Source organism: Pseudomonas pharyngis (assembly GCF_021602345.1).
In the GTDB taxonomy this organism is placed as follows: Bacteria; Pseudomonadota; Gammaproteobacteria; order Pseudomonadales; family Pseudomonadaceae; genus Aquipseudomonas; species Aquipseudomonas pharyngis.
On sequence record NZ_BQID01000006.1, the window covers coordinates 129851 to 156535 of the forward strand.

Consider the following 26685-nt stretch of genomic DNA (forward strand, 5'->3'; position numbering starts at 1 on the left):
GCAAAACGCCTCGACTCACCAATACCCAATCGAAACTTTGAATCGACATCAAAAGGAACGCGCCATGTCTATCCGTGAACTGCTGAACCCAACCAACTCCGCCCTGATCCTGATCGACCACCAGCCGCAAATGGCTTTCGGCGTACAGTCGATTGACCGTCAGACCCTGAAGAACAACACCGTCGGCCTGGCCAAGGCTGCCAAGATCTTCAACGTGCCGACCATTTACACCTCGGTCGAAACCGAAAGCTTCAGCGGCTACATCTGGCCGGAATTGCTGGCAGTACACCCTGAGCAGAAACCGATCGAGCGCACCTCGATGAATTCCTGGGAAGACAAGGCGCTGGTTGACGCCGTGAAGGCCACCGGGCGCAAAAAGCTGATCATCGCCGCGCTGTGGACCGAGGTTTGCCTGACCTTCCCGGCTCTGGAAGCCCTGGCTGAAGGCTACGAGGTGTACATCGTCACCGACGCGTCCGGCGGCACTACCAAAGAAGCCCACGACATGTCGGTACAGCGGATGATTCAGGCCGGCGCAGTACCGGTGACCTGGCAGCAAGTGCTGCTCGAGTACCAGCGTGACTGGGCGCACAAAGACACTTATCAGGCAGTGATGGACCTGGTGCTGGAACACAGCGGCGCGTACGGCATGGGCGTCGACTACGCCTACACCATGGTGCACAAGGCGCCGCAGCGGCAGGCCTGATAAATCGGCGGGACAAAAAAGACGCAACCGGGATTGCGTCTTTTTTTGCGTTTGAAGAAAGCGCTACATCAGATGTTTTTCGGCTTCCGGAATATGGCTCGCGCCAAGGACTGCCGGCAATATCCCGGAACGCAAATCCCCACCACTCGGCTGCTGATACAGACTCAACCCAAACTCCGACAGCACCGCCAGCAGGTAATCGAAAATATCCCCCTGGATCCGCTCGTAATCGGCCCACACCGTGGTGGTGGTAAAGCAGTAGATTTCCAGCGGGATGCCCTGGGCGGTGGTCTGCATCTGGCGGACCATGCAGGTCATGTTCGGCTGGATCTCCGGATGACTCTTCAGATAGGCCAACGCATAGGCGCGGAAGGTGCCGATGTTGGTCATGCGCCGGCGGTTGGCCGACATCGCCGCGACGTTGCCCTGCGCCTCGTTCCAGGCCTTGAGCTCGGCTTTCTTGCGGCCCATGTAGGCGGTCAGCAGGTGCACCTGGGACAGTTTTTCTTCTTCGTCGTCGCGGATGAAGCGCACACCGCTGGCATCAATGAACAGGCTGCGCTTGATTCGTCGACCGCCGGACTGCTGCATGCCGCGCCAGTTTCTGAACGACTCGGACATCAGGCGCCAGGTCGGGATCGAGACGATGGTCTTGTCGAAATTCTGCACCTTGACCGTGTGCAGGGTGATGTCGACCACATCGCCATCGGCGCCGACCTGCGGCATTTCGATCCAGTCGCCGACCCGCAGCATGTCGTTGCTGGTCAGTTGCACGCTGGCGACGAACGACAGCAGGGTGTCCTTGTAGACCAACAGGATGACCGCCGACATCGCACCCAGACCCGACAGCAGCAACAGCGGCGAACGGTCGATCAGGGTGGCGACGATGATGATCGCGCCGAACACGTACAGGACCATTTTCGCCAGTTGCACATAACCCTTGATCGAGCGGGTGCGGGCGTGTTCGGTGCGGGCGTAGATGTCCAGCAGCGCATTGAGCAGGGCGCTGACCGACAGCAACAGGAACAGAATGGTGAACGCCAGGGCCACGTTGCCGAGGAACACCGTGGCGGTCTTGCTCAGTTCCGGCACCAGGTGCAGGCCGAACTGGATCACCAGCGATGGCGTCATCTGCGCCAGACGCTGAAACACCTTGTTATGGCGAAAGTCGTTGATCCAGTGCAACGCGGGCTGGCGACCGAGCATGCGGCTGGCATGCAGGATCAGGTAGCGCGCCACTCGTCCGAGGACCAGCGCGATCACCAACAACAGGAGCAGCGCCAGGCCGGCGTGCAGGAGCGGGTGCTGATCAAGGGCACCCCAGAGGTCTTGGGCGTTGAGCCAGAGCTGTTTGAAATCCATGAGCGAAACGATTCTTCTGTAAGACGCGACGGGCGATTAGAGCATTTAAGACGCTGTGTATTACCGTTGGAGACAAATCGAGCAACAAAAAAGCCACTGATTACCGTGGATTTCACAAAGAAACTCGGCCTGAGCGCTCGAAACCGGTAACCTATGCAGCTGATTTTTTGCATATCTTCGAGGTAGCACCCGTGTTTTCCCAATTCGCCCTGCACGAACGCCTGCTCAAAGCCGTGGCCGAGCTGAAATTTGTCGAGCCAACGCCTGTGCAAGCCGCGGCCATTCCGCTGGCGCTTCAGGGGCGTGACCTGCGGGTGACGGCGCAAACCGGTAGCGGCAAGACCGCCGCTTTTGTCCTGCCGATCCTCAACCGCCTGATCGGCCCGGCCAAGGTTCGCGTCAGCATCAAGACCCTGATCCTGCTGCCGACCCGCGAGCTGGCCCAGCAGACCCTGAAGGAAGTCGAGCGCTTTTCGCAGTTCACTTTCATCAAGTCCGGCCTGATCACCGGCGGTGAAGACTTCAAGGTCCAGGCCGCCATGCTGCGCAAGGTGCCGGACATCCTGATCGGCACCCCGGGCCGGATGATCGAGCAACTCAACGCCGGCAACCTCGACCTGAAAGAAGTCGAAGTGCTGGTGCTCGACGAAGCCGACCGTATGCTCGACATGGGTTTCGCCGAAGACGTGCAGCGTCTGGTCGACGAATGCCCGAACCGTCAGCAGACCATGCTGTTCTCTGCCACCACCGGCGGTTCCGGCCTGCGCGAGATGATCGCCAAGGTGCTGAACAACCCTGAGCACCTGCAGCTCAACGCGGTCAGCCAGTTGAACGACACCACCCGTCAGCAGATCATCACCGCCGACCACAATCAGCACAAAGAGCAGATCGTCAACTGGCTGCTGGCCAACGAGACTTATCAGAAGGCCATCGTCTTCACCAACACCCGGGCCATGGCCGACCGTATCTACGGTCGCCTCGTCGCTCAGGAATACAAGGCGTTCGTGCTGCACGGCGAGAAAGACCAGAAAGATCGCAAGCTGGCGATCGACCGTCTGAAGCAGGGCGGCGTGAAGATTCTGGTGGCCACCGACGTGGCGGCCCGTGGCCTGGACGTTGACGGCCTGGATCTGGTGATTAACTTCGACATGCCACGCAGCGGCGACGAATATGTGCACCGCATCGGTCGTACCGGCCGAGCCGGCAACGACGGTCTGGCGATCTCGCTGATCTGCCACGGCGACTGGAACCTGATGTCGAGCATCGAGCGTTATCTGAAGCAGAGCTTCGAGCGCCGCACCATCAAGGAAGTCAAAGGCACCTACGGCGGACCGAAAAAGGTCAAGGCCTCGGGCAAGGCCGTCGGCGTGAAGAAGAAAAAGACCGACGCCAAGGGCGACAAGAAGAAAACTGCCGCCAAAACCCCGACCAAGCGCAAGAGCGCCAACCGTCCGAAACCGGACGCTCTGGTGAGCAGCGACGGGATGGCCCCACTGAAACGCCGCAAACCGGCAGCGCCAGCGGCTGAGTAAGCCGTTTCAGGCAGACAAAGAAAAACCCGGACATGGTCCGGGTTTTTTATTACCAGCGTTTATTAGCTGCCCAGCAGGCCTGTGGTGTCGGCATCAAAGCGCCGCTTGGCTTGATCGGCTGCCGGTTTGAGCTGTGCGAGCAGGGCGGCCTCGCTGTACAGCCCGGTCAGTGCCAGTTCTTTTGGCGTTGGCTCAATCGGAATCAAAACGTCTTCGTCCGCCGCATGCAGCCAGATCGCCACAAGGTGCAGCGCCGACACAAACAGCATCCGCAGCTCAACGGTTTTGCCCTTCAGTTGCGGCGATTGCTCCGCCAGTTTCAGCGCATCGACCGTGGCGGCCGCCAGGTTGCCGTGGTTCAGCGAGGCGAACTCGACGTGACCGCGTACTTCGGCCAATTGCGCATCGGCAATCGACACCCCGCCGGAAAACACCAGGTAATGCCAGTCGCCCGCTCGGGCATTCTTCAGGCCTTTGCCCTGGCTCAAGTCGTCCAGACTGAGCGAGTAGCCGCGATAGGCCTCGCTGAGGCTGATCCCGGCGGGCGCGGCGCTGGCGAACTGGCGATTGACGCCAAAGCCCTGGGTCTGCAACGCGGCCTGTAGGGCCGGGCGCAAAGTCTGTACGCCGTTGGAAGGCGCCTTTGGATAAGTCAGTTTCATGATGCCGCCCCCTGGTTTTTCGCCGTGAAGTAAGTGTGGGTCCAGTTGCCGCCGCCGTTGTAGGAACCGGGGAAGGCACTCAGCGCGCGGGTCGAATAGCCGTAGATCGAATCCGCGACCAGCACGTAATTGCCGTTGGTGCCGTAGATCGCCAGAAAGTGCGCACCGCCGCCGTACCAGGCGCAACGAAGGCCGATCGGGCGGCCCATGTTGATCTGGTTCTGGATGGCCGACATTTGCAGCGAGCCCGAATTCATACCGTTGAAACTGCGGGTGATCTTCAGCGCAACATCGAGATAGCCGTAGACGTTGCACGGCCCCGGTTGATTGCAGCAGTTGCGGTCCAGTGCGGCGCTGGCAACGGCGCATTGGGTCCAGGACCCGGTGCCGTAATAATTGCCGACCGAGGCGGAAGCAGCGGCCCAGCACCAGTTGGTCTGGGTCTGTTGCTGCATCGTGAAGTTCAGGCTGGCGGCCGCGAGGGCGCGTTGTTGTACAGCCGCCTCGACCTCGACCAGTTGCGGGTCGAGCAGATGGCTGATCAGACATTCGGGCAGGGTGTTGCCGGTGAATGCCGTTGTTTCAGTGGTTAACATTTTTCAATCCTCCATGAATGAAAACAAACGTTCCGCGTTTGCGGGATAACGGTACTACCGAGCGATCGGTGGGTAAGGGTTGCCATCTCCGATGGCCGGTTCCGATCAGGCTCGGGGTAACCCTAGGTGTGAATATGCATTTGTGCAAATAGCAAAATGCACTAATGCAAATTTCCGGACGAAAGGAAGCAGGCTCTGGTATCGATCCAGCCTGATCGATGCCAAAGCCTGCCGTTGTCTGAGCGGGTGTTATCCCTCGGTTTTTTTCTCGGCCGAACCCAGTTCCTTCAAGCGCTGATCGATCAACTGGCATTTGTCCGGCAGATCGGCGGAGGCAGTGCCCAGGTCCATTTTCTGCAACTCGGCGTTGATCTCCTTGGCCTTGGCCGGGTTTTGCTCGGTGAGCTTCGCGACTTCCTTGGCCAGTTGCTCGCGTTTGGCGGTGGCTTCTTCCGGCGTACAGGCCCAGACGGGCAGGGTGCAGGCGAGCGTGGCGGCGAGGGTGAGCTTGAGCAGGGTTTTCATGGGGCAGGCCTCAGTTCCGGTTAAGGCGGGTTAACCGGTTGAGGGCTGTGGCCGGTGAAAAGTTCAGTGTGTTTGAGGCTCAGTCACCATGGCAGCAACTGGATTTTGCTGCCCCGTCGTACCGATCATGATGCCGCACCCATTCCATGATCTCGTCCTCGTTCCGGCCCTTGGGCGTAAGGTCGAGAAAGTTGTACGCACCGACCAGCATGTCCAGACCTCGGGCGTAGGTTGAGTAGGTGTGGAAAATCTCGCCGTTGTCAGCGCGATAGAACACGCTCAGCCCGGGCATTTCTTCCTCGGCGCTGTCGGTCTTTTCGTAGTTGTACGTAGCCTTGCCTGCTTCGACATCCTCAGCGCGGGCACACACGCCAAAGTCGTAGTTGAAATCGCAGCCGTCCGACGACACCCAGTCGAATGTCCAGCCCATCCGGCGCTTGAAGGCCTGGAATTCGGCGAACGGTGCGTGGGACACCGCCACCAGCGCAATGTCGTGATGGGCCAGGTGTTGGTTGGCGCCGTCGATGTGGTCGCTGAGGAATGAACAGCCCGGGCAGCCTTCCTCCCAGCCCTTGGCGAACATGAAGTGGTAAACGACGAGCTGGCTGTGTTTGCCGAACAGGTCGGCAAGTTTCAATCCGCCGTTCGGGCCCATGAAGCGGTAATCCTTGTCGACCTTCACCCAAGGCAGGGCGCGGCGTTTGGCGCTGAGGCGGTCGCGTTCCCTGGTGAAGGCCTTTTCATCGGCCAGATGCTGCTTGCGGGCGGCGAGCCATGCTTCGCGCGACACCACCGGATGATTCTCAACGTTCATGATGATTTCTCCTGCGGGGTTGAAACCGTCTGTCTCAGACTAGTCGTTCAACACCCCGGGAAATCGACAGACCGCCGGTCGGTCGGGGCGCGGAATAATCCTGAACGCTGACGCAGCGCTCCGGTCACAACCTGTGAACGCGCCAAAAAATCACGCGCACCGGAGGTTGTATCAGGATGACGACTTATAACTGGGATTTGATTGAGCGCCTGCTGCATGAAGTGCAGAACGGCGCGGGCCACAGCTTCGCGCCACGGTCATTCGCCGAAGACTATGCGGCAGAAAAAGCGGCAGCGGGCGAGCCGATCGAGAATCTGGATCACCTGAAAACACTCGCCTGTGACTACGAAAAGCTGCTGCTGGAGCGCGGCTACATCGAGCCCCGTGGCGAAGATGAAGGCAGTACCGGCAACAACTTCAGCCTGACCCCGCGTGGCTCCAGCCTGTTGAGCCTGATCGACAGCAGCATTCCCGGCAACGATCATCCGCGTCAGGTGCTCGATGAGCAGGAAGATGCGCTGGATGAGCTGACATTCGATGAGGTGGCTTCCAAAGCGCAGATTGCCTGAGGCTTTGCACAAAAATGTGGGAGCGATTTTGCTCGCTCCCACATGGGTTTTTCAGTGATCTCAGCTTTTTTGCGCAGCCTTCAGGCACTTCAAATCATTGAAGTCCTTGCGCACCCCCTCGATTTTTTTCAACAGGCGCTGTCTTTGCTGCGGCGTGCTCTCTGCCATCAGATCGACGAACAGCGAACGGGCCTGCGCCTCGGTATTGGCGTAGGCCTTTTGGTAATCCGGGGTCCATAAACGCTCGCGATTGACCAGAAGGGTCTCGATCCGTTGTGGGAATTCAGGACTTTTGCGTTGCGCTACCGCCGCGCTGAACTGCTTTTGCCAGTGGGCGCGGTTGGCGATCCACTGGGTGTTTTGATCGCCCAGGGCGGTCGACCAGGTCATCACCCGCTGTTCCTGTTTGGCGCTCAATGGGCCGAGCCAATCGTTGAGACGCTTGTCCATGCGCGCGCCTCGTTCGGCAATCTGCTGCGCCAGTGGTGGCTTGAGGTATTCCTGCTGGCGCTTTTGCAGATCCTTGGCAAACGCGTCGTTCATTTCAGCGACCTGCCGATCATCCAGCCCTTGCAGCAATTCAATCGCCGATGGGGTGATTTCCCGGGCGGTTTCGGCGATCGCCTGCTTGGCTTCTGCGGTGCGGGCCTGGAGCGCTGCGTCGGTGACCTGATTGGTCTCGACCATGGTTTGCAGGCGATCCAGCCAATCGAGATAACCCGGCAATTGCGTGGTGCAATGCCAGTTCAAGTGTTCCTTGAGTCGCTCGTTGAACCAGTCCTTCTGCTCGCCGTGCATGTCCAGGTAGTCGCTGAGCGTCCACGGAATGATCACGTCAAGGTTGCGATAAGCCAGGCCGACACGGCTGCAGGCGCCGAGGGCAAGGGTCAGGATCAGTAGAATCGCGATGCGTTTGAACCAGCTAGACATGGGCGAGTCCTTGCGAAAGCCAACCTTGAGGGTCTGATTCTCATGTGAACACAGGATGGCCCCGGCAGTTCAGCCCATCAAAAGAACGGGCGTTCGGCCTTGAGCGTGACCAGCCCGTCGCACTGACTGTTATGCCCGGAATAGGCCGAGCAATCGCTGCCGCTGAGGCTCGAATTGCTGTAGATAAGGTCGAGATCGATGCCCATGAACGGCCGGGAAAGTTTCACCGACCAATCGGTAAAACTGCTGACATAACCCCCGTCCACCGAGACCGGCGTGTTGAGTTGATGGGTGGTGTATTTCATGCTGATCCCGATGCCGAACGGCTGATTGCCGCCCAAGTCGGCAAACAAGGTGTTGTTCTGTTTATCCGGATCGTTGCTCAGGGCGATGCCGATCCGGCTGCCGAGCAGGGTCAGGCCACCGAACAGTTCCTGGCTGTCGAGGGTGTCGACCTTGGGATAGCTGTAATGGATCATCCCGACTTCGTAGCCGAGGGTCTGATCGAAAGGTTGTTTAAAGCCGACGTAGGAGTCGATTTCGAGATTTTTCCCCGGCGTGAGGCCCATGCTCGGGGCGTACTGGCCTACATACAGGCCGCTGTCATGGCTAAGATCCAGGCCGCCGTGGAACGAGCCGACTGCCGAAGGTTTGACCAGCCCCTGGGCCATGCTGCGGCTGGGCGTGGTGCCGAGCTTGAGGTCGAAGTCACCGAGTTCACGCTGGAAAATCTGCGCGTGCGCGGCTGTGCTCGCCAGCAGGCCTACAAGCAATAAACAGGATGATTTGAGCATGCGTCACTCCTTGAGCAGCGAGCGCAGGGCGATAAAGCCTGCTGAAACGCTTGATCCAGACGCGTGCAAGGATACCGGCGAATGATCGGCATCGAGGGCCGTTCGTCGATTTCTGCTGTTTTGTAGGTTTGATTAAACGCGAGAGAGGTCTTGCGAGGGATCCGGTCCAGACGCTTCGAAGCTCAAAGCGCCTTTGGACTGGTGTGCTGCGGGGGTGTTACTTCTTGCCCAGGCTGATCTGCTTGGACGGGCCGAACGTCTGGCCGCTGACGCCCTTGGCAATTTGCTGGATTTCGCCGCCGGACTTGAGGAATGCCGCGATCTGATCGTTGATCGATTCGCTGGTTTCAACGGCTGGAGCTGGCTTTGCTTTGCTGGAGGATGCTTTTACACGCATGGCGGCCATTAACCTGTAGAAAAGTAACTCGGCCAGGCATCGTACAGGAATAACTTGACAATTGCTTGGTAAATATCCCCCGGAATAACCCAGTGGGCGGGTGGATTATTCGTGATTAATTATTCGAAATATCCCGCTAACCTGCTGTTTTAAATAACAACCTTTAGGCGATTCCATGATGTTCGGCGCTGTCGGGAACGCGTGAAAGCCGTCACGCTGGCCTGACGAGCGGCGCCCATCCAACGCGAAATCCAGGAGAATCAAGGCTTCCCACAGATTTTCGCGCGGCCGGCCGATCGGACGGCCAACCAGCACGGCAAAACCGGGTAGAATGCCGCCCACGCAATGAGGGTATTGGAAATGGCTTTAGTCGGGCGTTACAACAGTTTGCAAGTGGTTAAACACACTAACTTCGGTTTATATCTGGACGGCGGTGCCGACGGCGAAATTCTTTTGCCCAACCGTTATATCCCCAAAGATATTCCCAGCGAAGATGAAGACTGGCTCAATGTTTTCATTTATCTGGACAGCGATGACAAACTTATTGCCACCACTGAAAAACCAAAAGTTCAGGTCGGTGAATTTGCCAGTTTGAAAGTTGTTGAAGTCAACAGCATCGGCGTGTTTCTCGATTGGGGCCTGCCGAAGGATCTGATGCTGCCTTACTCCGAAGAAAAACGCCAGATGACCGCCGGCGAGTACTGCGTGGTGCACGTCTACCTCGACAAGCACACCCGCCGCATCACCGCCACCGCGCGCCTGGATCGTTATCTGGACAAGACCCCGGCCAACTATAGCGCTGGGCAGGAAGTTGATCTGCTGGTCGCCGAAGCCACCGACATGGGCTTCAAGGCGATCATCAACAACAAGCACTGGGGTCTGATTCACAAGAATGAAATCTTCAAGTTCATGCGTTCCGGCATGCGCGAGAAAGGTTTCATCAAGGAAGTGCGCGCCGACGGCAAGATCAGCCTGAGTCTGCAACCGGTAGGGCAGGAAGCGGCCAGCAGCCTCAACTCGAAGATCCTCGCCAAGTTGCGCGAAAACGATGGCACCCTGGCCGTCAGCGACAAGAGCGATCCGGCACTGATCAGCAGCCTGTTCGGTGTCAGCAAGGGCAATTTCAAGAAGGCCATCGGTTCGTTGTACAAGAACGGTCAGATCGTCATTCATGCCGATCGCATTGAACTAACCTGAGTCTTGCGTGGCCCATGTTGCATGGGCTTACTTGAGATCGGCAGATGAAAAAAGCGTTGATTGCCTACGTTGCCACACTGCTGGCGTTTCTTCTGCTCGACGGGCTCTGGCTCGGCGTGTTGATGGCGCCGACCTATCGCGAACTGCTCGGTTCGCTGATGCTCGAAAAACCGTTGCTGGTGCCGGCAGCGGTTTTTTATTGCCTGTACGTTTTCGGCTGTGTGGTGTTTGTGGTGCTGCCATCGCTGACCTGGCAACGCGCCGCCCGCATGGGCGCGCTGCTGGGGCTGGTGGCTTATGGCACCTATGACCTGACCAACTGGGCGACGTTGCGCGGCTGGTCGGCGCAGGTGTCACTGATGGATTGGGCCTGGGGGACGTTTGCCACGGCGCTGGTCTGTACGGTCGGGTTTTGGGCCGCTCGCCGAGGCTGACGGCGGGCATGACGCAACAGGGCAATTGCATGTCTTTGCCGGGCGGCAATTTCTGTCCGACTGGTTGATAATCCCTGCCATCCTTTTTCGCCCCGGACAAAGAGCCGGGGCTTTGTTTGACCATTGGAAAAACTGCCATGTCGTGTGTGTTCGAGGTATCGAGGTGAGCGTCAGTCGGCGCAGTGCCGACAGATTTGCCCTGCAAGTGATGATCGGCCTGTGCCTGATCTGGGGCGTGCAGCAGGTGATGATCAAGTGGGCGGCGACCGACATTGCGCCGGTGATGCAGGCGGCGGGGCGGTCGGGAATTTCCGCGTTGCTGGTAGGACTGCTCATCTGCTGGAAGGGTGGCTGGGATCAGGTCGGTGCTACCTGGCGCGGCGGCTTGCTGGCCGGTGCCTTGTTCGGTCTGGAGTTCCTGTTCATCTCCGAAGGCTTGCAGTTGACCACGGCGGCGCACATGTCGGTGTTCCTCTACACCGCGCCGATCTTCACTGCGCTGGGCGTGCATTTTCTGTTGCCGAGCGAGCGTCTAAGACCGGTGCAATGGCTGGGGATCTTCATGGCGTTCGTCGGGATTGCCGTGGCGTTTGCCGGTGGCGTGTCGTGGGACAACCTCGACCGCCGCATGTTGATGGGCGATGCCCTCGGCGTGCTGGCCGGTGCCAGTTGGGGCGCGACCACCGTGGTGGTGCGCGCTTCGCGTCTGTCGGAGGCGCCGGTGACCCTGACCCTGTTCTATCAACTGATCGTCGGCTTCATCGGCCTGTTGCTGATCGCACTGCTCAGCGGCCAGATCACCCACGTCAGCCTGACCGCCGTGGCGGTGGGCAGCGTGCTGTTCCAGGGGCTGGTGGTGTCTTTCTTCAGTTACCTGACCTGGTTCTGGCTGCTGCGCCGTTATCTGGCGGCCAACCTTGCGGTGTTTTCCTTCATGACGCCGTTGTTTGGCGTGACCTTCGGCGTGGTGCTGCTCGGCGAAGAACTCAGCCTGAATTTCATCATCGGTGCCGTGCTGGTGTTGCTCGGCATCACCTTCGTCAGCGCGGAACAGTGGGTGCGTCGGCGTTTGCGCAAAGCCCTCGGTCAGCCGTAACGGATTTGCACGCCAGACCGCCGGCAATCAGCAGGCCGCTGCCGGCGATCACCAGCGCCGGTTGCAGGCCACCGCTGAAATGGCTGCTGACCGCCGCCAGCAACGGCCCGCTGAGCTGGCCGACGGCGAAGCACGCAGTGAGCAGGCCGGCGTTGCGCTGGGTGGCGTGAGGCGCCAGTTCCTGGGAGCGTTGCATCACCAGTTGCATGCAGGCCAGGAACGGCGTGCCGCACAGGATCACGCCCAGCGCCAGACCAAGGCCACTGCCCAGCAGACAAGCGAACACCCCGACAGCCTGCAGCCACAACGTCGCCATCAACCAGTGCCGGGTGGTTTCCGGATCGTGCCGACGCAAACTCACCAGCAGCACACCAATCGCAGCGCCAAGGCCGAAGCACGGCCAGAACAGATCCGCCTGCCATTGCCCGTGAAACTGCGTGTTGGCCATTTGCGACAGAAACGTGGCCGGAATGATGTAGCCCACGCCGTACAAGGCATACACCACCGCCAAACGTCCAATGCCACGATTTGACGAACCGACCGCAGTCGGCGCGGCCGGCACGCCGACACCCGGTTGCGGCAGGATCCGCACGATTCCCAGCAGCATCACCAGCGCCACGGCGGCGTAGATCAGCCACAGGGTGGCGGAAGTCTGCTGCGCCAGATGTGAGAACAGCGCCAACAGCCCAGTCAGAAAAATCCCCAACCCCGGCCCGGCAAATACCAGCGCCCCCAACCGTGGGCGACCCGCCGCCGCAGCCAGTGGCTGACTCAACGCAGTAATCATCACCAGCACCCAGGCGCTCGCCACACCAGTGCCGAAGCGCAGTAACAAATGCGACCAGAAACCGTTGGCCCAAAACGACGCCAGTGTCAGCAGCACACACAACCACAAGCCACCATGCAGGCGCCGCTGTACCTGATCCGATCGGCGGGAAAACATCGCGTCCACCGCACCGAGCAGATAGCCGAGGTAGTTGGCCGCCGCAATCAGACCGGCGGCGGTCAGGTCGATCTGGCCTTCGCTGAGCAGGTGCGGCAGTTGCGGGGTGAGGGCGAAACGCCCGATGCCCATGGCCATCATCAGGGCAATGAAACAGGCGAATAAGCGAATCAGGGGTGACATGGTCTGAATTCCGTTGGAGGTTCAATGACCGTCAGGCTAGGACTGATTGACTTTCTTTAAAATTGAATAATAGTGAGTAACTTGTTCTGTTCAGGAGAAAGGTTGTGGAGTTCAGCCAATTGCGGATCTTCCAGGCCGTGGCGGAGGAGGGCTCGATCACCCGCGCCGCCGAACGTTTGCATCGCGTGCCGTCGAACCTGTCGACCCGGCTCAAACAGCTCGAAGAGCAACTGGGTGTCGAACTGTTCGTCCGTGAGCGTCAGCGTTTGCAGTTGTCGCCTGCGGGAAAAGTCCTGCTGGACTACACCGGCAAACTGTTCGCCCTGCGCGATCAGGCCTGCGCGGCGGTGATGGGCGGGCAGCCGGCGGGGGATTTCGTGCTCGGCACGCTGTACAGCACCGCCGCGATCCATTTGCCGGCGCTGCTCGCGCGCTATCACAAGCAATATCCGGCGGTGAATCTTCAGGTGCAGTCCGGGCCCAGTGGCGAGTTGCTCGAAGGCCTGCTCACCGGGCGCCTCGACGCCGCGCTGGTGGACGGCCCGCCGCAACTGGCCGGGATCGACGGTGTGCCGTTGTGCAACGAGCGACTGGTGCTGATCAGCGAGGCCGATCACCCGCCGGTGCGCAGCGCCAAGGATGTCGAAGGGCGCGCAGTGTTCACCTTTCGTCATGGCTGCGCCTATCGCGCACGGCTGGAAGCGTGGTTCGCCCACTACCAGGCGGCGATGGGCCGGGCGATGGAAATCGAGTCCTATCAGGGCATGCTCGCCTGCGTGATTGCCGGCAGCGGCGTGGCGCTGATGTCGGAGTCGATGCTCGCCAGCCTGCCGGGGCGCGAAAGCGTGGCGGTGCATCCGCTGGCCGAGCCTTTTGCCAGTGCGACAACATGGCTCATGTGGCGTCGGGGCATGGTCGGTGCCAACCTCAACGCGTGGATTGAACAACAGCAGGCGCTCTATCCCGTGGCTGGCGAGGACGTGCGGGAAACGGCTTGAACGAACGATCAGGGATTTGGATCAATTCAGTAACAGATCATTGCGGATTTGGCCGAGCATTGCGTAGGACTTCGGACTATTATCAGTGCGAAGCGGCCTCAGAATTCCGGACGCTCAGCACCACCCTGAAGGGGGCATGACGATGAAAGAGAAAATTCAAAACTGGCTGCACGATTTGGGTGTTGCCCTCGGCTTGATCGAACCGCCTCTGCAACCGGTCCCGATTCGCACCGATGACGAACAGCGTCGGCGTCAGCCACGTCGGCGGTAATGCCCCGCTTTGAAGGATCAAAGGATTTAAACGCCAAAAGATCGCACCCGGCCGTCGCTCCATGGAGTGGCGGCCGGGTGCGATCTTTTGTTTTCAGTGACGCCCGATTTCCATCAGAAACCGGCTCAGGTCATTCACGGTTTTCGCAGTCTTGAGCATCCGGTCCTCTTCGGCGGTGAAGGCCGTCAGTCCGAATTCATCTTCCAGATGGAAGATCAGATCCTCGATATCCGCTTTTTCCAGCCCCAGTTGCGCAAGGCTGGTGTGGTCGTCGAATTCACGATTTTCCAGCAGGCGCAGGATGAAGCGGTGCACGGCAGCACGCACGGCAGCTCTTCTCATGGCAGATATTTATTGTGGTTGATCTGACTGAAGTACAGCAGGCCTCAGGCGTGCCGGCGCAACCATTCGTCAATCATCCCGCGCAAATGCGCCCCGGAAAAACTGCCGAAGTGCCCGCCATGCACCGTGCGGATCTTCAGCCCCTGCAAGCGCCGCAGGCTGGCGGCGTAGTCGTCGAGGTTGGAATGGTAGGCGTCTTCGATCAACGGCCCGTCGTAAATGATGTCGCCGCTGAACAGGGTTTCGCTGGCCGCTTCATAGAGGCTGATCCCGCCCGGTGAGTGTCCCGGCGTGTGCAGCACCTGCAGCGTGCGATTGCCCAGGTCCAGCACATCGCCGTCCTCTACATACCCGGTGGCCGGCGCCGCCTTGACCCGATATTCGGCGTAGCACAACGGGCAATCCGGGTGCGCTTCGAACATGTCGTCGCCGACGAAGGCCCGGCTCAGATCGTTCTCGCCATCCGGCGCTGCCAGAATGTTCGCCTCGGCCGGGTGCACCAGTCGTTCGGCAAATTCGTGATGCCCGGCGATGTGGTCGAAATGGCAATGACTGGCCACCGCCACCAGTGGCCGTTCGGTCAGCCACGGCAGTTGCTCGCGCAGGCTGACCAGCCCGGAACCGCTGTCGAGCAACAGATCCTTGTCCCGCCCCTGAACGTGCCACAGGTTGCAGCGGTAGAAGGGGCGGATGAACGGCTCGTGAATCAGCCGAATGCCGTCGCTCAGGCTTTGCACTTCGAACCACTGATCGCGAGAAACAATCTTCATCAAGCATTTTCTCCAGACGAAAAAAACGGGTGTGGCAACCGACGCCACACCCGCCGAAGAAAGCATCAAGTCGTTGTGTTCAGCTTAGATTGCGTTCGCCACTACGTTTGGGCGACGGGACATCAGGCTGACCACCACAAAACTCACCAGACCCACAGCCAGGCTGTAGTAGATCGGCGTGTTGGCATCCAGACCGTCCTTGAACATGAACAGCAAGGCAGTGGCGAAACCCAGGCCCATGCTGGCGATGGCGCCGGCAGTGGTCGCGCGTTTCCAGAAGATCGCACCGATAAGCGGGATCAGCATGCCGCCCACCAACAGGTTGTACGCGAGGGTCAGGGCGCTGATCACGTCGTTGACCACCAGCGCGATGCCCAGCACCACGACACCGGTCAGCAGGGTGAACAGACGGTTCACACCCAGGCTCGACTGTTTGCCGCCACGCAGTTTCGGCAGCAGGTCTTCGGTCAGGGTGGTGGCAGCGGCGAGCAGGCCGGCGCTGGCGGTGGACATCATCGCGGCCAGGGCTGCTGCGATCACCAGGCCACGGATACCGTCCGGCAGCGACAGTTTGACGATCGCGGCGAAGGCGTTGTTGACGTTGTCCAGATCCGGGATCAGCACATGTGCAGCCATGCCGATCAGGGCACAGGCCAGACCGTAGAGGATGCAGTAGATGCCCGCGAAGCTACCGGCGTACTGAGCCACTTTTTCGTTCTTCACGGTGAACACCCGTTGCCAGATGTCCTGACCGATCAGGATGCCGAAGAAGTAGATCATGAAGTAGGTGATGATCGTGTCCCAGCCGATGGTGGTGAAGCTGAAGGCGGTGGCCGGCAGTTTCAGCACCAGTTCGTCCCAGCCGCCGACGCGGTACAGGCAGATTGGCAGGAGGATGAACATCAGGCCGACGGTCTTGATGATGAACTGGACGATGTCGGTCAGGGTCAGCGACCACATGCCGCCGATGGCCGAGTAGATCACCACCACGCCACCGCCGAGCAGTACCGAGATCCAGAACGGCAGGCCGAACAGCACTTGCAGCACGGTGCCGATGGCGAGGATCGAGGTCACGCCGATCATCAGCGCGTAGGCCAGCATGATCGCCGCGCTCGCCGAGCGGGCCATCGGGTTATAGCGTTTTTCCAGGACCTGGGTAACGGTGTAGATCTTCAGTTTCAGCAGCGGCTTGGCCAGGAACAGGTTCAGCGCCACGATGCCGCAACCCAGTGCCGCGCACAGCCAGAAACCGGAAATGCCGTGCACGTAGCCCAGACGCACGGTGCCGACGGTGGACGCGCCGCCGAGAACGGTCGCCGCCATGGTGCCCATGTACAGGCTCGGGCCGAGGTTACGCCCGGCCACCAGGAAGTCCTCGTTGGTCTTGGCCTTGCGCATGCCGAAGTAGCCGAGCAAGAGCATGCCGGCGGCGTAGATGAGGACGACGAATAAATCCAAAGCCATGATGGCGTGTCTCCGATTGTCTTTTTTATGGTGAAACAAATTGGTTCTATGAGGCTGCCCTTGTGGGAGCAAGCCCGCTCCCGCAGGGTTGATCAGGCAGCCTGCCGCAGCGCCGCTTCAGCCGGCGCATGGGCGCCTTTGCTGCGGGGATCCTTCGGGCCGTAGACCAGCGCCGGTTCCGGGAACAGGCTCAGCAGCATCAGGTACATCACCGAGGCCAGACCGAGGGTCACCAGCAGGCTGATGTCGATGCCGCCGGCCAGTTCACCGAGCGGGCCGACAAACTGCCCCGGCAGATTGACGAAGCACAGGCCGACCGCCGCGCTCGGGATCCACGCGCCCAGGCCGCGCCAGTTCCAGCCGTGGCTGAACCAGTAGCGTCCGCCTTGCTCGCCGCGAGTGAACACTTGCAGGTCGTCCGGGCAGTAGAAGCCGCGACGCACCACCAGGCCGATGATCATGATCACCATCCATGGGGTGGTGCAGGTGATGATCAGGACCGCGAAGGTCGACACGCTCTGCACCAGGTTCGCCGCAAAGCGCCCGATGAAGATGAAGGCAATCGACAGCACGCCGATCAGCAACGTCGCCTTGACCCGTGAAAGCAGACGCGGGAACACGCTGGACATGTCCAGCCCGGTGCCATACAGCGATGTGGTGCCGGTGGACATGCCGCCGATCACCGCAATCAGGCACACCGGCAGGAAGAACCAGCTCGGCGACACCGCCAGCAGACCGCCGACGTAGTTGTTGGCCGCGATGTAGTCCGGTGCCTGGATCGCCACGATGGTCGCGGTGGTCAGGCCGAACAGGAACGGGATGAAGGTGGCGATCTGCGACAGAACCACCGCCGCCATGATCCGCTGACGCGAGGTTTCACGCGGGATGTAGCGGGCCCAGTCGCCGAGGAACGCGCCGAAGGAAATCGGGTTGCTCATCGCTACCAGTGCGGCGCCGATGAACGCGGCCCAAAAGCCTGGCTGGCCGAGGCTTACGGTGCCGGCGTAGTGCGCATCGAACGGGCCGGCGAAAGCGAAGATGCCCAGCAGGAACAGCAGGCTCGCGCTCCACACCGCGACCTTGTTCACCCACAGCAGGAAGCGGAAGCCGTAGATGCACACGGTCAGCACCAGAATCGCGAACAGACCGTAGGCCAGGCCCAGGGTCAGGTCGGTTTCCGGCAGGCCGATCAGGCGTTTCGCACCACCGATCAACGCATCTCCCGAACTCCACACCGAGAGCGAGAAGAAGGCGATGGCGGTCAACAGCGACAGGAACGAACCGACGATCCGCCCGTGCACGCCGAAGTGCGCACCGGACGACACGGCATTGTTGGTGCCGTTGAGCGGGCCGAACAGGCCCATCGGTGCGAGGATCAGCGAGCCGAGCAGCACGCCCGAGACAATCGCCCAGACGCCCGCCTGAAAGGACAGGCCGAACAGCACCGGGAAACTGCCGAGCACGGCGGTGGCAAAGGTATTCGCGCCGCCAAAGATCATGCGGAACAAGTCCACGGGACCGGCGGTGCGTTCGTTGTCCGGGATCTGTTCGACCCCGTGGGTTTCAATCTGCGTAAGGCTTTGGTCGTTGTTGTTGTTATTCATGATCTGCTCCGATCATAAAGGCGCGCCTCATCGTGTGTGAGGCGTCACCTGTTTGGCTAAGGGGATGGCAGCCCTTCCGGCATTGCGGACAAATGTTCGTGGCAGGCCAGCCAAAGGCCTTGTTGTTCTAGGCTCGACGCTTGTTTTCTGAAAACAATCGTCTCGCGCTCCTGGCTGAAGTGTTGCTCCCCTTGCATGCGCAGCTCGGTGGCCACGTCATGGATGAAAATCGCCACGTCACCCTGCAGGCTGACGAAGGCGTTGCTCGAGGTGCAGGACAGCACCTCGAAGCCATCCTCGGCGCGCCAGCTGTCCCACAACGCCTGGTAGGCATCGCGCGACAGCAGGGGCTGTTCGAGGGTGTAGAACACGAAGCTGGCGTCGGCGCTGAACGCGCCGAAGTAGGCTTCGCGATCGTTGCGGGCGAAGGCGGACACCAGATCGGCGGCCGCTTTCAGAACCTGATCACGTTCGTTCATGACCCGACCCTCAGCGGTGGACCACGCCCGGCAGTACGCAGAGCATTTCGTACAGCAGGTTGGCGGCCAGCAGCGAGGTGTTGCCGGTGGTGTCATAAGCGGGCGAGACTTCTACCAGATCGCAGCCGATCAGGTCGAGGCCCTGGCACCCGCGGACGATTTCAATCGCCTGAATGGTCGTCAGACCACCGATTTCCGGGGTGCCGGTGCCTGGCGCCCAGGCCGGGTCGATGCCGTCGATGTCAAAGCTCAGGTACACCGGGCCGCCACCGACTTTCTCGCGCACTTCGGCCATCAGCGGCGCCAGCGACTTGTGCCAGCACTCTTCGGCCTGAACGACGCGGAAGCCCTGATCGCGACTCCAGTTGAAGTCGTCGGCGGTGTAACCCTGCGCCCGCAGACCGATCTGCACCACGCGGTCGCAGTCCAGAAGACCTTCTTCGACCGCACGACGGAAAGTCGTACCGTGGGCGATCTTCTCGCCGAACATGTGATCGTTGACATCAGCGTGAGCGTCGATGTGCACCAGACCGACCTTGCCGTGCTTTTTGTGGATGGCACGCAGGATTGGCAGGGTGATGGTGTGGTCGCCACCCAGGGTCATCGGGATCACGTTGTGCTCGAGGATGTTGTCGTAGGCTTCTTCGATGATGCGCACGGCGTCGAGCAGGTTGAAAGTGTTGATCGCCACGTCACCGATGTCGGCAACCGACAGCGAGTCGAACGGCGCAGCGCCGGTGGCCATGTTGTACGGGCGGATCATCACCGATTCGGTGCGGATGTCACGCGGCCCGAAGCGGGTGCCGGGGCGCAGCGAAGTACCGATGTCCAGCGGCACGCCAACGAAGGCGGCGTCCAGACCAGCGGCGGTCGGTACATGGGGGAGTCGGAGCATGGTGGCGATGCCGCCGAAGCGCGGCATTTCGTTGCCGCCCAGTGGTTGGTGAAGAATCTTGTCCACGGGTAGGGCCTCATCGTCTTTGTTTTATTTATGTCGGCGCACCGCATTCGCAAGGTCACGGGCACCGCTGTGGGCCGATTCTGCGAAATGTAGTGAGGCGGAAGAATCGCTACGGGCAAATACTTAGTTCAGAAATTTCTAAACTAATGATGTGGGTAGAGATAGACTTTGTGCGCCTTGGGGTTTGTGATCGGCTGAACATCGCCGCCCTCACCCCAGCCCTCTCCCGGAGGGAGAGGGAGCCGATAGAGTTGTTCTCAGGAGCTTCATCGACCTGAAATATCGAGTCGAACTTAATAGAATCTGGGACAGACGCAGAATTTGAAGGCCATGGAGATCGGCTCCCTTTCCCCCTCTCCCCCTTGGGGAGAGGGCTGGGGTGAGGGGTGGTTCCAACAGACGACACAGTTCCCAGCCCCGGAGTAGACATGGCCAACGCTTTACCCGACCTGAAACTGTTGCGCATCTTCGTCAGCGTCGTGCGTCATCAGGGGTTTGCCAACGCGCAGCAGGAACTCAACCTGTCGACCTCGGCGATCAGCACCTACATGAGTCAGCTCGAAGCCGCGCTGGGTCTGGTGCTGTGCCATCGCGGGCGCGGCGGTTTCAGCTTGACCAGCAAGGGCGAGCTGTTCCATCAGGAAACCCTGCGCCTGCTCGCGGAGCTTGAAGGTTTCGAGCAATACGCCGCCGCGCTCAAGGGCGAGTTGCGCGGCACCCTCAACCTCGGGGTGATCGACTCCACGGTCAGCGACAAGGCCTTGCCGTTCGCCGAAGCCATCGGCGCCTACAGCCAGGAACACCCGGCGGTGCATTTGCATCTGTCGGTGATGAGCCCGTATGAACTGCAACTCGGCGTGCAGGACAACCGCCTCGACCTGGCCATCGGCGCGTTCTCCACGCGCATGAGCGGTCTGGTGTACATGCCGCTGTACCGCGAGCAGCACTGGCTGTATTGCAGCAACCGGCACCCGCTGTTCAACGAACGGCGGATTCCCGAACAGGTCATCACCCAGCAACGCATGGTCGGACGCGGTTACTGGAGCCAGGCCGAACTGGCGCGCCACGGTTTCAAACACAGCGCCGCGACGGTGGAAAGTATGGAAGCGCAGCTGATTCTGGTGCTGTCCGGCGCCTACATCGGTTATCTGCCGGAGCACTACGCCCAGGCCTGGGCCGACAAGGGCGACCTGCGGGTGCTGCTGCCGGCGACCTTCGGTTATCAGGCGCCGTTTTCCATGATCATGCGCCGTGGCCGCAGCCGCGAGCCGCTGATCCAGACCTTCCGCGATCTGCTCAAAGCGCAGCTCAATCAGGCATAAAGAACATGTCCAGACCCCAATGCCCGCGCTGCCTGCGCCCACAAACCCATTGCCTGTGCCCGCTGATCCCCAGCCTCCACAGCTGTACCCGAGTATTGCTGTTGCAGCACCCGAGCGAGGTCAATCACGCGCTCAACACCGCACGGCTGGCAGCGCTCGGATTGAACAATGCCGAGCTGATCGTCGGTGAGGTATTCGAGGATTTGCCCGCGCTGCTGAACCGGCCGGGGTATCGGGCACGGTTGTTGTTCCCGGCGGATGATGCGCAGCCGATGCAGGCTTACGCCGCGTCCGATGAACCGCTGTTGCTGGTGGTGCCGGATGGCACATGGCGCAAGGCGCGCAAGATGCTGCACCTCAATCCGCTGCTGGCGGCGTTGCCACGGGTGACTTTGGCGGAGGGCGGGGTTTCGCGGTATCGGCTGCGCAAGGCTCCGGGGCCGGGGGCGTTGTCGACGATTGAGGCGATTGTGCAGGCGTTGCAGACCTTGGAAGCGCCGGCCTCTTTCGAGCCGTTGCTCAAGCCGTTCGAGGCGTTGATCGAGGGGCAGATTGCGGCGATGGGGGAGGAGACCTTTCAGCGCAATCATGGCGAAAGATAGGAGCTGTCCGTACTGGCCATATCGCTAGCAGGCTAGCTCCCACAGTGGATTGGTTGTGAATGCAAAATTGAGTTCACAGCAAATCTCCTGTGGAAGCTAGCCTGCTAGCGATTGCAATGGTCACATCACCGACAATGTTGAGCAGAATTAGCGCTCGCGCATCGCCTCGGTCCGGGCCTTGAGTACCGGTTTTAGCAGGTAATCCAGCACACTTTTCTCCCCGGTAATGATGTCCACCGTCGCCACCATCCCCGGAATGATCAGCAGCGGTTTCACATCCCCGCCCAGATGGTTTTTGTCGGTGCGCACCTGGATCAGGTAGAAGCTGTTGCCCTTGTCGTCGGTAATCGTATCGGCGCCGATCAGTTCAAGCTTCGCGCTCAGCCCGCCGTAGATCGTGTAGTCGTAGGCGCTGAACTTGACCATGGCTTTCTGGCCCGGATGCAGGAACGCCACGTCCTGAGGGCGGACCTTGGCTTCGATAAGCAGGTTGTCTTCCAGCGGCACGATTTCCACCATGTCACTGCCCGGCTGCACCACGCCGCCGATGGTGTTGACCTTCATTTGCTTGATCACCCCGTGCACCGGCGAAGTCACGGTGGTGCGGCTGACGCGGTCGTCGATGGCGATGCTCGAGGCGGTGATTTTCGAAAGGTCGGTACGTTTCTCGTTGAGCTCCTTGGCCGCTTCGGAGCGGAAGGTCTGTTCCGATTCGTCGATCTTGCTGCGGATCTCGGCGATGGCCGATTCGGCGCGGGGAATGGCCAGGGTCGTGGCGTTCAGGGAACCGCGGATTTCCACGGCACTGCGCTTGAGCCGCAGGATCTCCACCGGTGACACGGCACCGGTCTTGACCAGCGGTTCGGACATGTTCATTTCCTGATTGACCAGCGCCAGGCTCGAACTGTATTGCCCCTGTTTCGAGCGAAACTCCGCCAGCTCCTGAGTCTTCTGCCGCAGCTGTTCGCTGAGGGTTCTCTGTTCGCTGGCCAGCCGCCGCTGCCGTTGTTCGTACAACGAACGCTCGTCCTCGGCCACTTGCGGCGCCTTGGCGATCACTTCGTCCGACAGCTTGAACGGCCGGCCCTCTGCTTCGGCGGACAAGCGTTCGACCTGCGCGGTCAAGGCATAACGATCGGCCTCGCTCTCACCCTTGTTCGACAGAAACCGCGTGTCGTCCAGGCGCAGCAGTTTGTCGCCCTTATCGACCATTTGTCCTTCGCGCACGAAGATCTCGGTGACGATACCGCCCTCGAGGTTCTGAATCACCTGGACCTTGCTCGACGGAATCGCCTTGCCTTCGCCCATGGTCACTTCCTGCAACACCGCGAACTTGGCCCAGACCAGCGCACTGATCAGCAGCGCCGCCGCCAGCCACACGGTGATGCGCGACCAGCGTGGCGAATCCTGCAGCGAAGCACCGGCGGTTTCCGGCATGAATTCGGCTTCGGCGCTTTTACCGAAGCTGTCGAAGTAACCGCGGGGTTTTGAAGGTGATGAAGCAGACATGGGGTAACTCCTAGACCGCTGCCGAGCCGACCCGGCCCTTGCGCAGCGCATCGATGACCGCTTCTTTCGGACCGTCGGCGACGATCCGGCCGTTGTCCAGCACCAGCAACCGGTCCACGAGGCTCAGCATTGAAGTGCGGTGGGTGACCAGCAACAAGGTTTTGCCCTGCACCCAGCCGTGCAGCTTCTGGCGCAAGACGTCTTCGCTGCTGTTGTCCATGGCGCTGGTCGGTTCGTCGAGCAGCATGATCGGTGGGTCGAGCAACAGCGCCCGCGCCAGCAGTACGGCTTGGCGCTGGCCACCGGAGAGCAGTTGCCCGCGCTCGCCCACCGGCCGGTCGAAGCCTTGCGGATGTTGCCGGGCCAGCTCGGTGACGCCGGTCAGTTCGGCCACTTCGAGCATCCGTGAATCGCTGATGTAGCGGGCACCGAGGGTCAGGTTGTCGCGCAGGCTGCCGGCCAGCAGCGGCAGATCATGGGCGACGTAGCCGATCTGCTGGCGCAGGTCGGCGACATCCAGTTGCCGCAGGTCGAGGCCGTCGAGCAGCAACTGGCCTTCGTCCGGTTCGTAGAAGCCCATCACCAGTCGCGCCAGGGTGCTTTTGCCCGAGCCGCTGCGGCCGATGATGCCGATCCGTTCGCCGGGTCTGACGCTGAAACTGACGTTGCTCAGGGCCGGGGCGTTCTGACCGTTGTAGTGGAAGGTCACCGCGTTGGCGTCCAGCGCACCTTGCAGTTGCGTGCGCTCCAGCGGCCGCTGTTTGCCGTCGCGTTCCTGAGGCAGGGACATCAGCGCATCGGTGCTTTTCATGGTCAGTTGCGCTTGCTGGTAGCGGGTGATCAGCCCGGCGATCTGGCCCAGCGGCGCGAGCACGCGGCTGCCGAGCATGTAAGTCGCCACCAGCGCGCCTACGCTGAGGTTGCCGGCGATGATGCTGTAGACCCCGGCCACAATTGTCGCCATCCCCGAAAACTGCTGGATGAACAGCGTGCCGTTGGTGGCCAGCGCCGAGAGATTACGCGCGTGGCTGTCGAGGCGGGTGAGGGCGCCGTGGGTGCTTTCCCATTTGTGCTGGCGCTCGCTTTCGGCGCTGCAGGCCTTGAGGGTTTCCAGGCCACCGAGGGTTTCGATCAGCAACGCCTGACGCTCGGCGCCGAGGCTCAGGCTTTTCTGCACGGTGTCGCGCAGGCGGACCTGAATGATCATCGCGAACACGATCGTGATCGGAAACGCCAGCAGTGGAATCACCACCAGCCAGCCACCGAGCAGGCCGATCACCACCAGCATCAACACCACGAAGGGCAGGTCGATCAGGCTGGTCAGGGTCACGGCGGTAAGGAATTCCCGCAGGCCCTGAAAGTCATGAATGCTCTGGGCGAAACCGCCGATGGTCGCCGGCCGGGCTTTCATTGCCATACCGGTGATGCGCTCGAATAAAGTCGCAGAAAGGATCACATCGGTTTTCTTACCGGCGGTGTCCAGCAGGTGCGCGCGCACCACCCGCAGCACCAGTTCGAAACCGGTGCCGATCAGCAGCCCGATGGCCAGCACCCACAGGGTCGACGTGGCCTGGTTTGGCACCACGCGATCGTAGGTCTGCATGACGAACAGCGGCACCATCAGGCCCAGCAGGTTGATCAGGAAACTGGCGAGGATCGCGTCGCTGTACAGCCATTTCGACAGTTTCAACGTGTCGCGAAACCACGCCTGCACCCGTGGCACCAGCGGTGAACGCAGGTCTTCCAGTTCATGCCGTGGCCGGGCGAACAAGGCCTGGCCGCTGTAGTGTTCGGTGAGCTCTTCACGGCTGACCCATTGCTCGCCGCCGTCGGCTTCGCTGGGCAGGATCAGCGCCTTGCCGTCTTCGCTAAAACGCCGCAGCACTGCCGTGCGCCCGTTGCCCAGCAACAACAGCACCGGCAGGTTCAGCGGTGAAATGTCCTTGAGTTCCCGGCGCAGCAAACGCGCCTGCAACCCGGCCCGGGCTGCGGCGCGGGGCAGCAGGTCCAGGCTCAGGCGTTGTTTGTCCAGGGGCAGCCCGGCGCTCAGGCTGGCGCGACTGACCGTCGCGCCATGCAGTTTGCAGAGGATCAACAGACCGTCGAGCAACGGGTCATCGAAGCTCAGCCGCGGATCGATCCCGGTGTTACCGGGTTGCATGCTGGTCATATTGATCGCTCCCCTGGCACTACATCATCGGGACTACTTCAGTTCAGGCAAGCGCGCTTCGTTTTTCACCTCGGTCGCGGCAATCGCATCGGCCGGCAGCACCACCCGTTGCTTGCTCAACAACTGGCCCATGTTCGCCAGCACGCGGTACATCGAGTATTCCTCGGTGTAGCGGATTTCGGTGTAGCGACGGTTGGCGTTGTACAGCTCGTTTTCACTGTCGAGCACGTCCAGCAGGGTGCGCTGGCCGAGGCCGAACTGATCCTGATACGCGGCGCGCACACGCTTGGTGGTCTCGGCGTATTCGCGGGCGGTGGGGGTCTGTTTCTTGGCGTTGAGCATGGCGTTCCAGGCCAGGTGAATGTTCTCGTTGAGCTGGCGCAGGGCGTTGTTGCGGATGTCCATCGCCTGGTTGATCTGGTGCGCGTCGGAGGCCAGTCGCGCCTTGTCGCTGCCGCCACGGAACAGGTTGTAGTTCATCACCACGCCGACCCGCCATTCGTTGTCGTGGCCCTCGTCACCCTGCACGTTGTTGTTGGCGCCGACGGCGGCTTCCGCGTCGAAGCGCGGGTAGAACGGCGACTTGGCGACTTCGTACTGACTCTCGGCCGATTGCACGTCGGCCTGGGCAGATTTCAGGTACGGGTTGTTCTCGACCATGCTCTGCTGGGCTTCAGGCAAGGTGGCGGGCAATTCGCCGCGGGTCGAGGCCGGGGTTTCCAGCTCATCCGGCATGCGCCCGACCACGCTGTAGAAGTTCGACTCGGCATCCGCCAGATCGACTTCGGCGGTGTCGAGGTTGTTCTGCGCCAGCGCCTTACGGGCCACCGATTGATCGGAGTCGGCGGTGCTTCCCACGCCGCGCTCGGTGCGCAGGCCGATCTGGTCGTTGACCCGCAAGTGCGCCTGCAGGTTGTTCTTGGCCAGGGTCACCAGTTCGCGACGCTTGAGCACTTCGAGGTAGACCTCGATGGTGCGCAGGGCCAGGTCCTGGGCGGTGCCTTGCGCGTAATAGGCACGCGAGTTGGAAACACCTTTGGTGCGCTCGACTTCGTTGGCGGTGTTGAAACCGTCGAACAGCATCTGCCGCAGCCGCAGCTCGGACTGGGTGTAATTGAGGATTTCGGTGTGGTGGTTACCGAAGGCCCGGGTGTTGGTGTTGTCGCTGTAGCCGCGCCCGTAAGCAGCGTTCAGATCCACCGACGGATAGAAGCCGCCCTTGGCGACCTTCACCTGTTCATCAGCCGACAGGCGCGCATCCACGCGCGAGGCCAGTTCGGGGTGGGTAGCGATGGTGCTCTGGATCGCTTCGGTGAGGTTCATGGCCTGGGCTTGGGAAGTGCAAGCCATGGCCAGCAAAACCGCGCTGCAGAGGGGGGTTAGTACGCGCATGGGTGCATCTCCCTGAGTCCTGATGGTGTTTCGCTGTCGCCAATTTATTGACGATATTTTT

At 60.8% G+C, this 26685-nt stretch carries 28 protein-coding genes; 10 read left to right on the forward strand and 18 right to left on the reverse strand.

The window, feature by feature from the left end:
- Nucleotides 1-64: 64 nt before the first annotated feature.
- Entirely contained in the window at nt 65-706 is a 642-nt protein-coding gene (locus L6D74_RS14390) for a hydrolase (protein ID WP_007956548.1), read from the forward strand.
- A gap of 63 nt (nt 707-769) precedes the next feature.
- Here the strand turns inward: L6D74_RS14390 and L6D74_RS14395 are convergent, their stop codons facing one another.
- The gene (locus L6D74_RS14395; protein ID WP_236189610.1) at nt 770-2068 is read right to left on the reverse strand and encodes a mechanosensitive ion channel family protein; all 1299 of its coding nucleotides are present in this window, start codon (nt 2066-2068) and stop codon (nt 770-772) included.
- 191 nt (nt 2069-2259) lie between these two features.
- Here L6D74_RS14395 and L6D74_RS14400 point away from each other — a divergent pair, with 191 nt between their 5' ends.
- Nucleotides 2260-3600: a DEAD/DEAH box helicase gene (locus tag L6D74_RS14400; protein ID WP_011332966.1), complete on the forward strand. Its 1341-nt coding sequence runs from the start codon at nt 2260-2262 to the stop codon at nt 3598-3600.
- Nucleotides 3601-3662: 62 nt separating this feature from the next.
- On the opposite strand, the gene L6D74_RS14405 is transcribed toward L6D74_RS14400, so the two are convergent.
- From L6D74_RS14405 to L6D74_RS14420, 4 genes are all read right to left on the reverse strand, one after another.
- Nucleotides 3663-4262, reverse strand: a complete 600-nt coding sequence (locus L6D74_RS14405; protein ID WP_085648568.1) for a hypothetical protein — start codon at nt 4260-4262, stop codon at nt 3663-3665.
- On the reverse strand, nt 4259-4858 hold the full coding sequence (locus L6D74_RS14410; protein ID WP_085648567.1) for a papain-like cysteine protease family protein: 600 nt from the start codon (nt 4856-4858) through the stop codon (nt 4259-4261). Before L6D74_RS14410 ends, L6D74_RS14405 begins: the two co-directional genes overlap by 4 nt.
- Nucleotides 4859-5107: 249 nt before the next feature.
- Nucleotides 5108-5383: a hypothetical protein gene (locus tag L6D74_RS14415; protein ID WP_064594218.1), complete on the reverse strand. Its 276-nt coding sequence runs from the start codon at nt 5381-5383 to the stop codon at nt 5108-5110.
- Between the two features lie 79 nt (nt 5384-5462).
- On the reverse strand, nt 5463-6197 hold the full coding sequence (locus L6D74_RS14420; protein ID WP_085648566.1) for a DUF899 domain-containing protein: 735 nt from the start codon (nt 6195-6197) through the stop codon (nt 5463-5465).
- A gap of 176 nt (nt 6198-6373) precedes the next feature.
- Between L6D74_RS14420 and L6D74_RS14425 the strand changes: the two genes are divergently transcribed.
- Entirely contained in the window at nt 6374-6766 is a 393-nt protein-coding gene (locus L6D74_RS14425; RefSeq protein WP_039772548.1) for a hypothetical protein, read from the forward strand.
- A gap of 60 nt (nt 6767-6826) precedes the next feature.
- Here L6D74_RS14425 and L6D74_RS14430 read toward each other — a convergent pair whose 3' ends face one another.
- From L6D74_RS14430 to L6D74_RS14440, 3 genes are all read right to left on the reverse strand, one after another.
- On the reverse strand, nt 6827-7696 hold the full coding sequence (locus L6D74_RS14430) for a DUF6279 family lipoprotein (RefSeq protein WP_236189611.1): 870 nt from the start codon (nt 7694-7696) through the stop codon (nt 6827-6829).
- A 77-nt stretch (nt 7697-7773) separates the two neighbouring features.
- Nucleotides 7774-8490: a TorF family putative porin gene (locus L6D74_RS14435; RefSeq protein ID WP_039772546.1), complete on the reverse strand. Its 717-nt coding sequence runs from the start codon at nt 8488-8490 to the stop codon at nt 7774-7776.
- A 217-nt stretch (nt 8491-8707) separates the two neighbouring features.
- On the reverse strand, nt 8708-8896 hold the full coding sequence (locus L6D74_RS14440) for a hypothetical protein (protein ID WP_170844885.1): 189 nt from the start codon (nt 8894-8896) through the stop codon (nt 8708-8710).
- A gap of 351 nt (nt 8897-9247) precedes the next feature.
- On the opposite strand from L6D74_RS14440, the gene L6D74_RS14445 reads away from it, so the two are divergent.
- The 3 genes from L6D74_RS14445 to L6D74_RS14455 all read left to right on the forward strand — a co-directional run bounded on the left by L6D74_RS14445 (nt 9248) and on the right by L6D74_RS14455 (nt 11614).
- Nucleotides 9248-10084: a CvfB family protein gene (locus L6D74_RS14445; protein ID WP_236189612.1), complete on the forward strand. Its 837-nt coding sequence runs from the start codon at nt 9248-9250 to the stop codon at nt 10082-10084.
- 44 nt (nt 10085-10128) lie between these two features.
- Nucleotides 10129-10518, forward strand: coding sequence for a DUF2177 family protein (locus L6D74_RS14450; RefSeq protein ID WP_236189613.1), 390 nt, complete (start codon nt 10129-10131; stop codon nt 10516-10518).
- A gap of 163 nt (nt 10519-10681) precedes the next feature.
- On the forward strand, nt 10682-11614 hold the full coding sequence (locus L6D74_RS14455; RefSeq protein WP_236189614.1) for a DMT family transporter: 933 nt from the start codon (nt 10682-10684) through the stop codon (nt 11612-11614).
- Here L6D74_RS14455 and L6D74_RS14460 read toward each other — a convergent pair.
- Nucleotides 11559-12740 (reverse strand): MFS transporter, encoded by a 1182-nt coding sequence (locus L6D74_RS14460; RefSeq protein ID WP_236189615.1) that lies wholly within the window; start codon nt 12738-12740, stop codon nt 11559-11561. The two genes, L6D74_RS14455 and L6D74_RS14460, sit on opposite strands and share 56 nt — an antisense overlap.
- 104 nt (nt 12741-12844) lie before the next feature.
- Between L6D74_RS14460 and ptrR the strand changes: the two genes are divergently transcribed.
- Both ptrR and L6D74_RS29985 read left to right on the forward strand, forming a co-directional pair.
- Nucleotides 12845-13738, forward strand: coding sequence for a putrescine utilization regulator PtrR (ptrR, locus tag L6D74_RS14465; protein ID WP_074691146.1), 894 nt, complete (start codon nt 12845-12847; stop codon nt 13736-13738).
- Nucleotides 13739-13880: 142 nt separating this feature from the next.
- Nucleotides 13881-14009 carry a PA1414 family protein gene (locus L6D74_RS29985; RefSeq protein ID WP_003184145.1) on the forward strand — a complete coding sequence of 43 codons (129 nt, stop codon included), beginning with the start codon at nt 13881-13883 and terminating at the stop codon, nt 14007-14009.
- Between the two features lie 93 nt (nt 14010-14102).
- On the opposite strand, the gene L6D74_RS14470 is transcribed toward L6D74_RS29985, so the two are convergent.
- The 6 genes from L6D74_RS14470 to speB all read right to left on the reverse strand — a co-directional run bounded on the left by L6D74_RS14470 (nt 14103) and on the right by speB (nt 19629).
- Entirely contained in the window at nt 14103-14351 is a 249-nt protein-coding gene (locus tag L6D74_RS14470; protein ID WP_039772540.1) for a phosphopantetheine-containing protein, read from the reverse strand.
- A gap of 44 nt (nt 14352-14395) precedes the next feature.
- Nucleotides 14396-15121 carry an MBL fold metallo-hydrolase gene (locus tag L6D74_RS14475; protein ID WP_236189616.1) on the reverse strand — a complete coding sequence of 242 codons (726 nt, stop codon included), beginning with the start codon at nt 15119-15121 and terminating at the stop codon, nt 14396-14398.
- An 84-nt stretch (nt 15122-15205) separates the two neighbouring features.
- Entirely contained in the window at nt 15206-16585 is a 1380-nt protein-coding gene (locus L6D74_RS14480; protein ID WP_236189617.1) for a sodium:solute symporter family protein, read from the reverse strand.
- Nucleotides 16586-16677: 92 nt separating this feature from the next.
- A complete protein-coding gene (locus tag L6D74_RS14485; protein ID WP_236189618.1) occupies nt 16678-18189 on the reverse strand; it encodes a purine-cytosine permease family protein in 1512 nt (503 codons plus the stop codon).
- 56 nt (nt 18190-18245) lie between these two features.
- Nucleotides 18246-18668, reverse strand: a complete 423-nt coding sequence (locus tag L6D74_RS14490) for a YybH family protein (RefSeq protein ID WP_210711178.1) — start codon at nt 18666-18668, stop codon at nt 18246-18248.
- 10 nt (nt 18669-18678) lie between these two features.
- Complete coding sequence (gene speB / locus L6D74_RS14495) at nt 18679-19629, reverse strand: agmatinase (RefSeq protein ID WP_003222717.1); 951 nt, start codon at nt 19627-19629, stop codon at nt 18679-18681.
- A 428-nt stretch (nt 19630-20057) separates the two neighbouring features.
- Between speB and L6D74_RS14500 the strand changes: the two genes are divergently transcribed.
- Together L6D74_RS14500 and L6D74_RS14505 are read left to right on the forward strand one after the other, a co-directional pair.
- Nucleotides 20058-20951: a LysR family transcriptional regulator gene (locus L6D74_RS14500; protein ID WP_039772530.1), complete on the forward strand. Its 894-nt coding sequence runs from the start codon at nt 20058-20060 to the stop codon at nt 20949-20951.
- A 5-nt stretch (nt 20952-20956) separates the two neighbouring features.
- Nucleotides 20957-21553 (forward strand): tRNA-uridine aminocarboxypropyltransferase, encoded by a 597-nt coding sequence (locus tag L6D74_RS14505; protein WP_236189619.1) that lies wholly within the window; start codon nt 20957-20959, stop codon nt 21551-21553.
- Between the two features lie 147 nt (nt 21554-21700).
- Here L6D74_RS14505 and L6D74_RS14510 read toward each other — a convergent pair whose 3' ends face one another.
- Genes L6D74_RS14510 through L6D74_RS14520 form a run of 3 tightly spaced genes read right to left on the reverse strand, consistent with a single transcriptional unit; the run spans nt 21701 to nt 26624 of the window.
- A complete protein-coding gene (locus L6D74_RS14510) occupies nt 21701-23062 on the reverse strand; it encodes an HlyD family type I secretion periplasmic adaptor subunit (protein ID WP_039772526.1) in 1362 nt (453 codons plus the stop codon).
- Between the two features lie 10 nt (nt 23063-23072).
- Nucleotides 23073-25232, reverse strand: a complete 2160-nt coding sequence (locus tag L6D74_RS14515; RefSeq protein ID WP_074691152.1) for a type I secretion system permease/ATPase — start codon at nt 25230-25232, stop codon at nt 23073-23075.
- Nucleotides 25233-25265: 33 nt separating this feature from the next.
- A complete protein-coding gene (locus L6D74_RS14520; RefSeq protein WP_064383226.1) occupies nt 25266-26624 on the reverse strand; it encodes a TolC family outer membrane protein in 1359 nt (452 codons plus the stop codon).
- Nucleotides 26625-26685 lie beyond the last annotated feature (61 nt).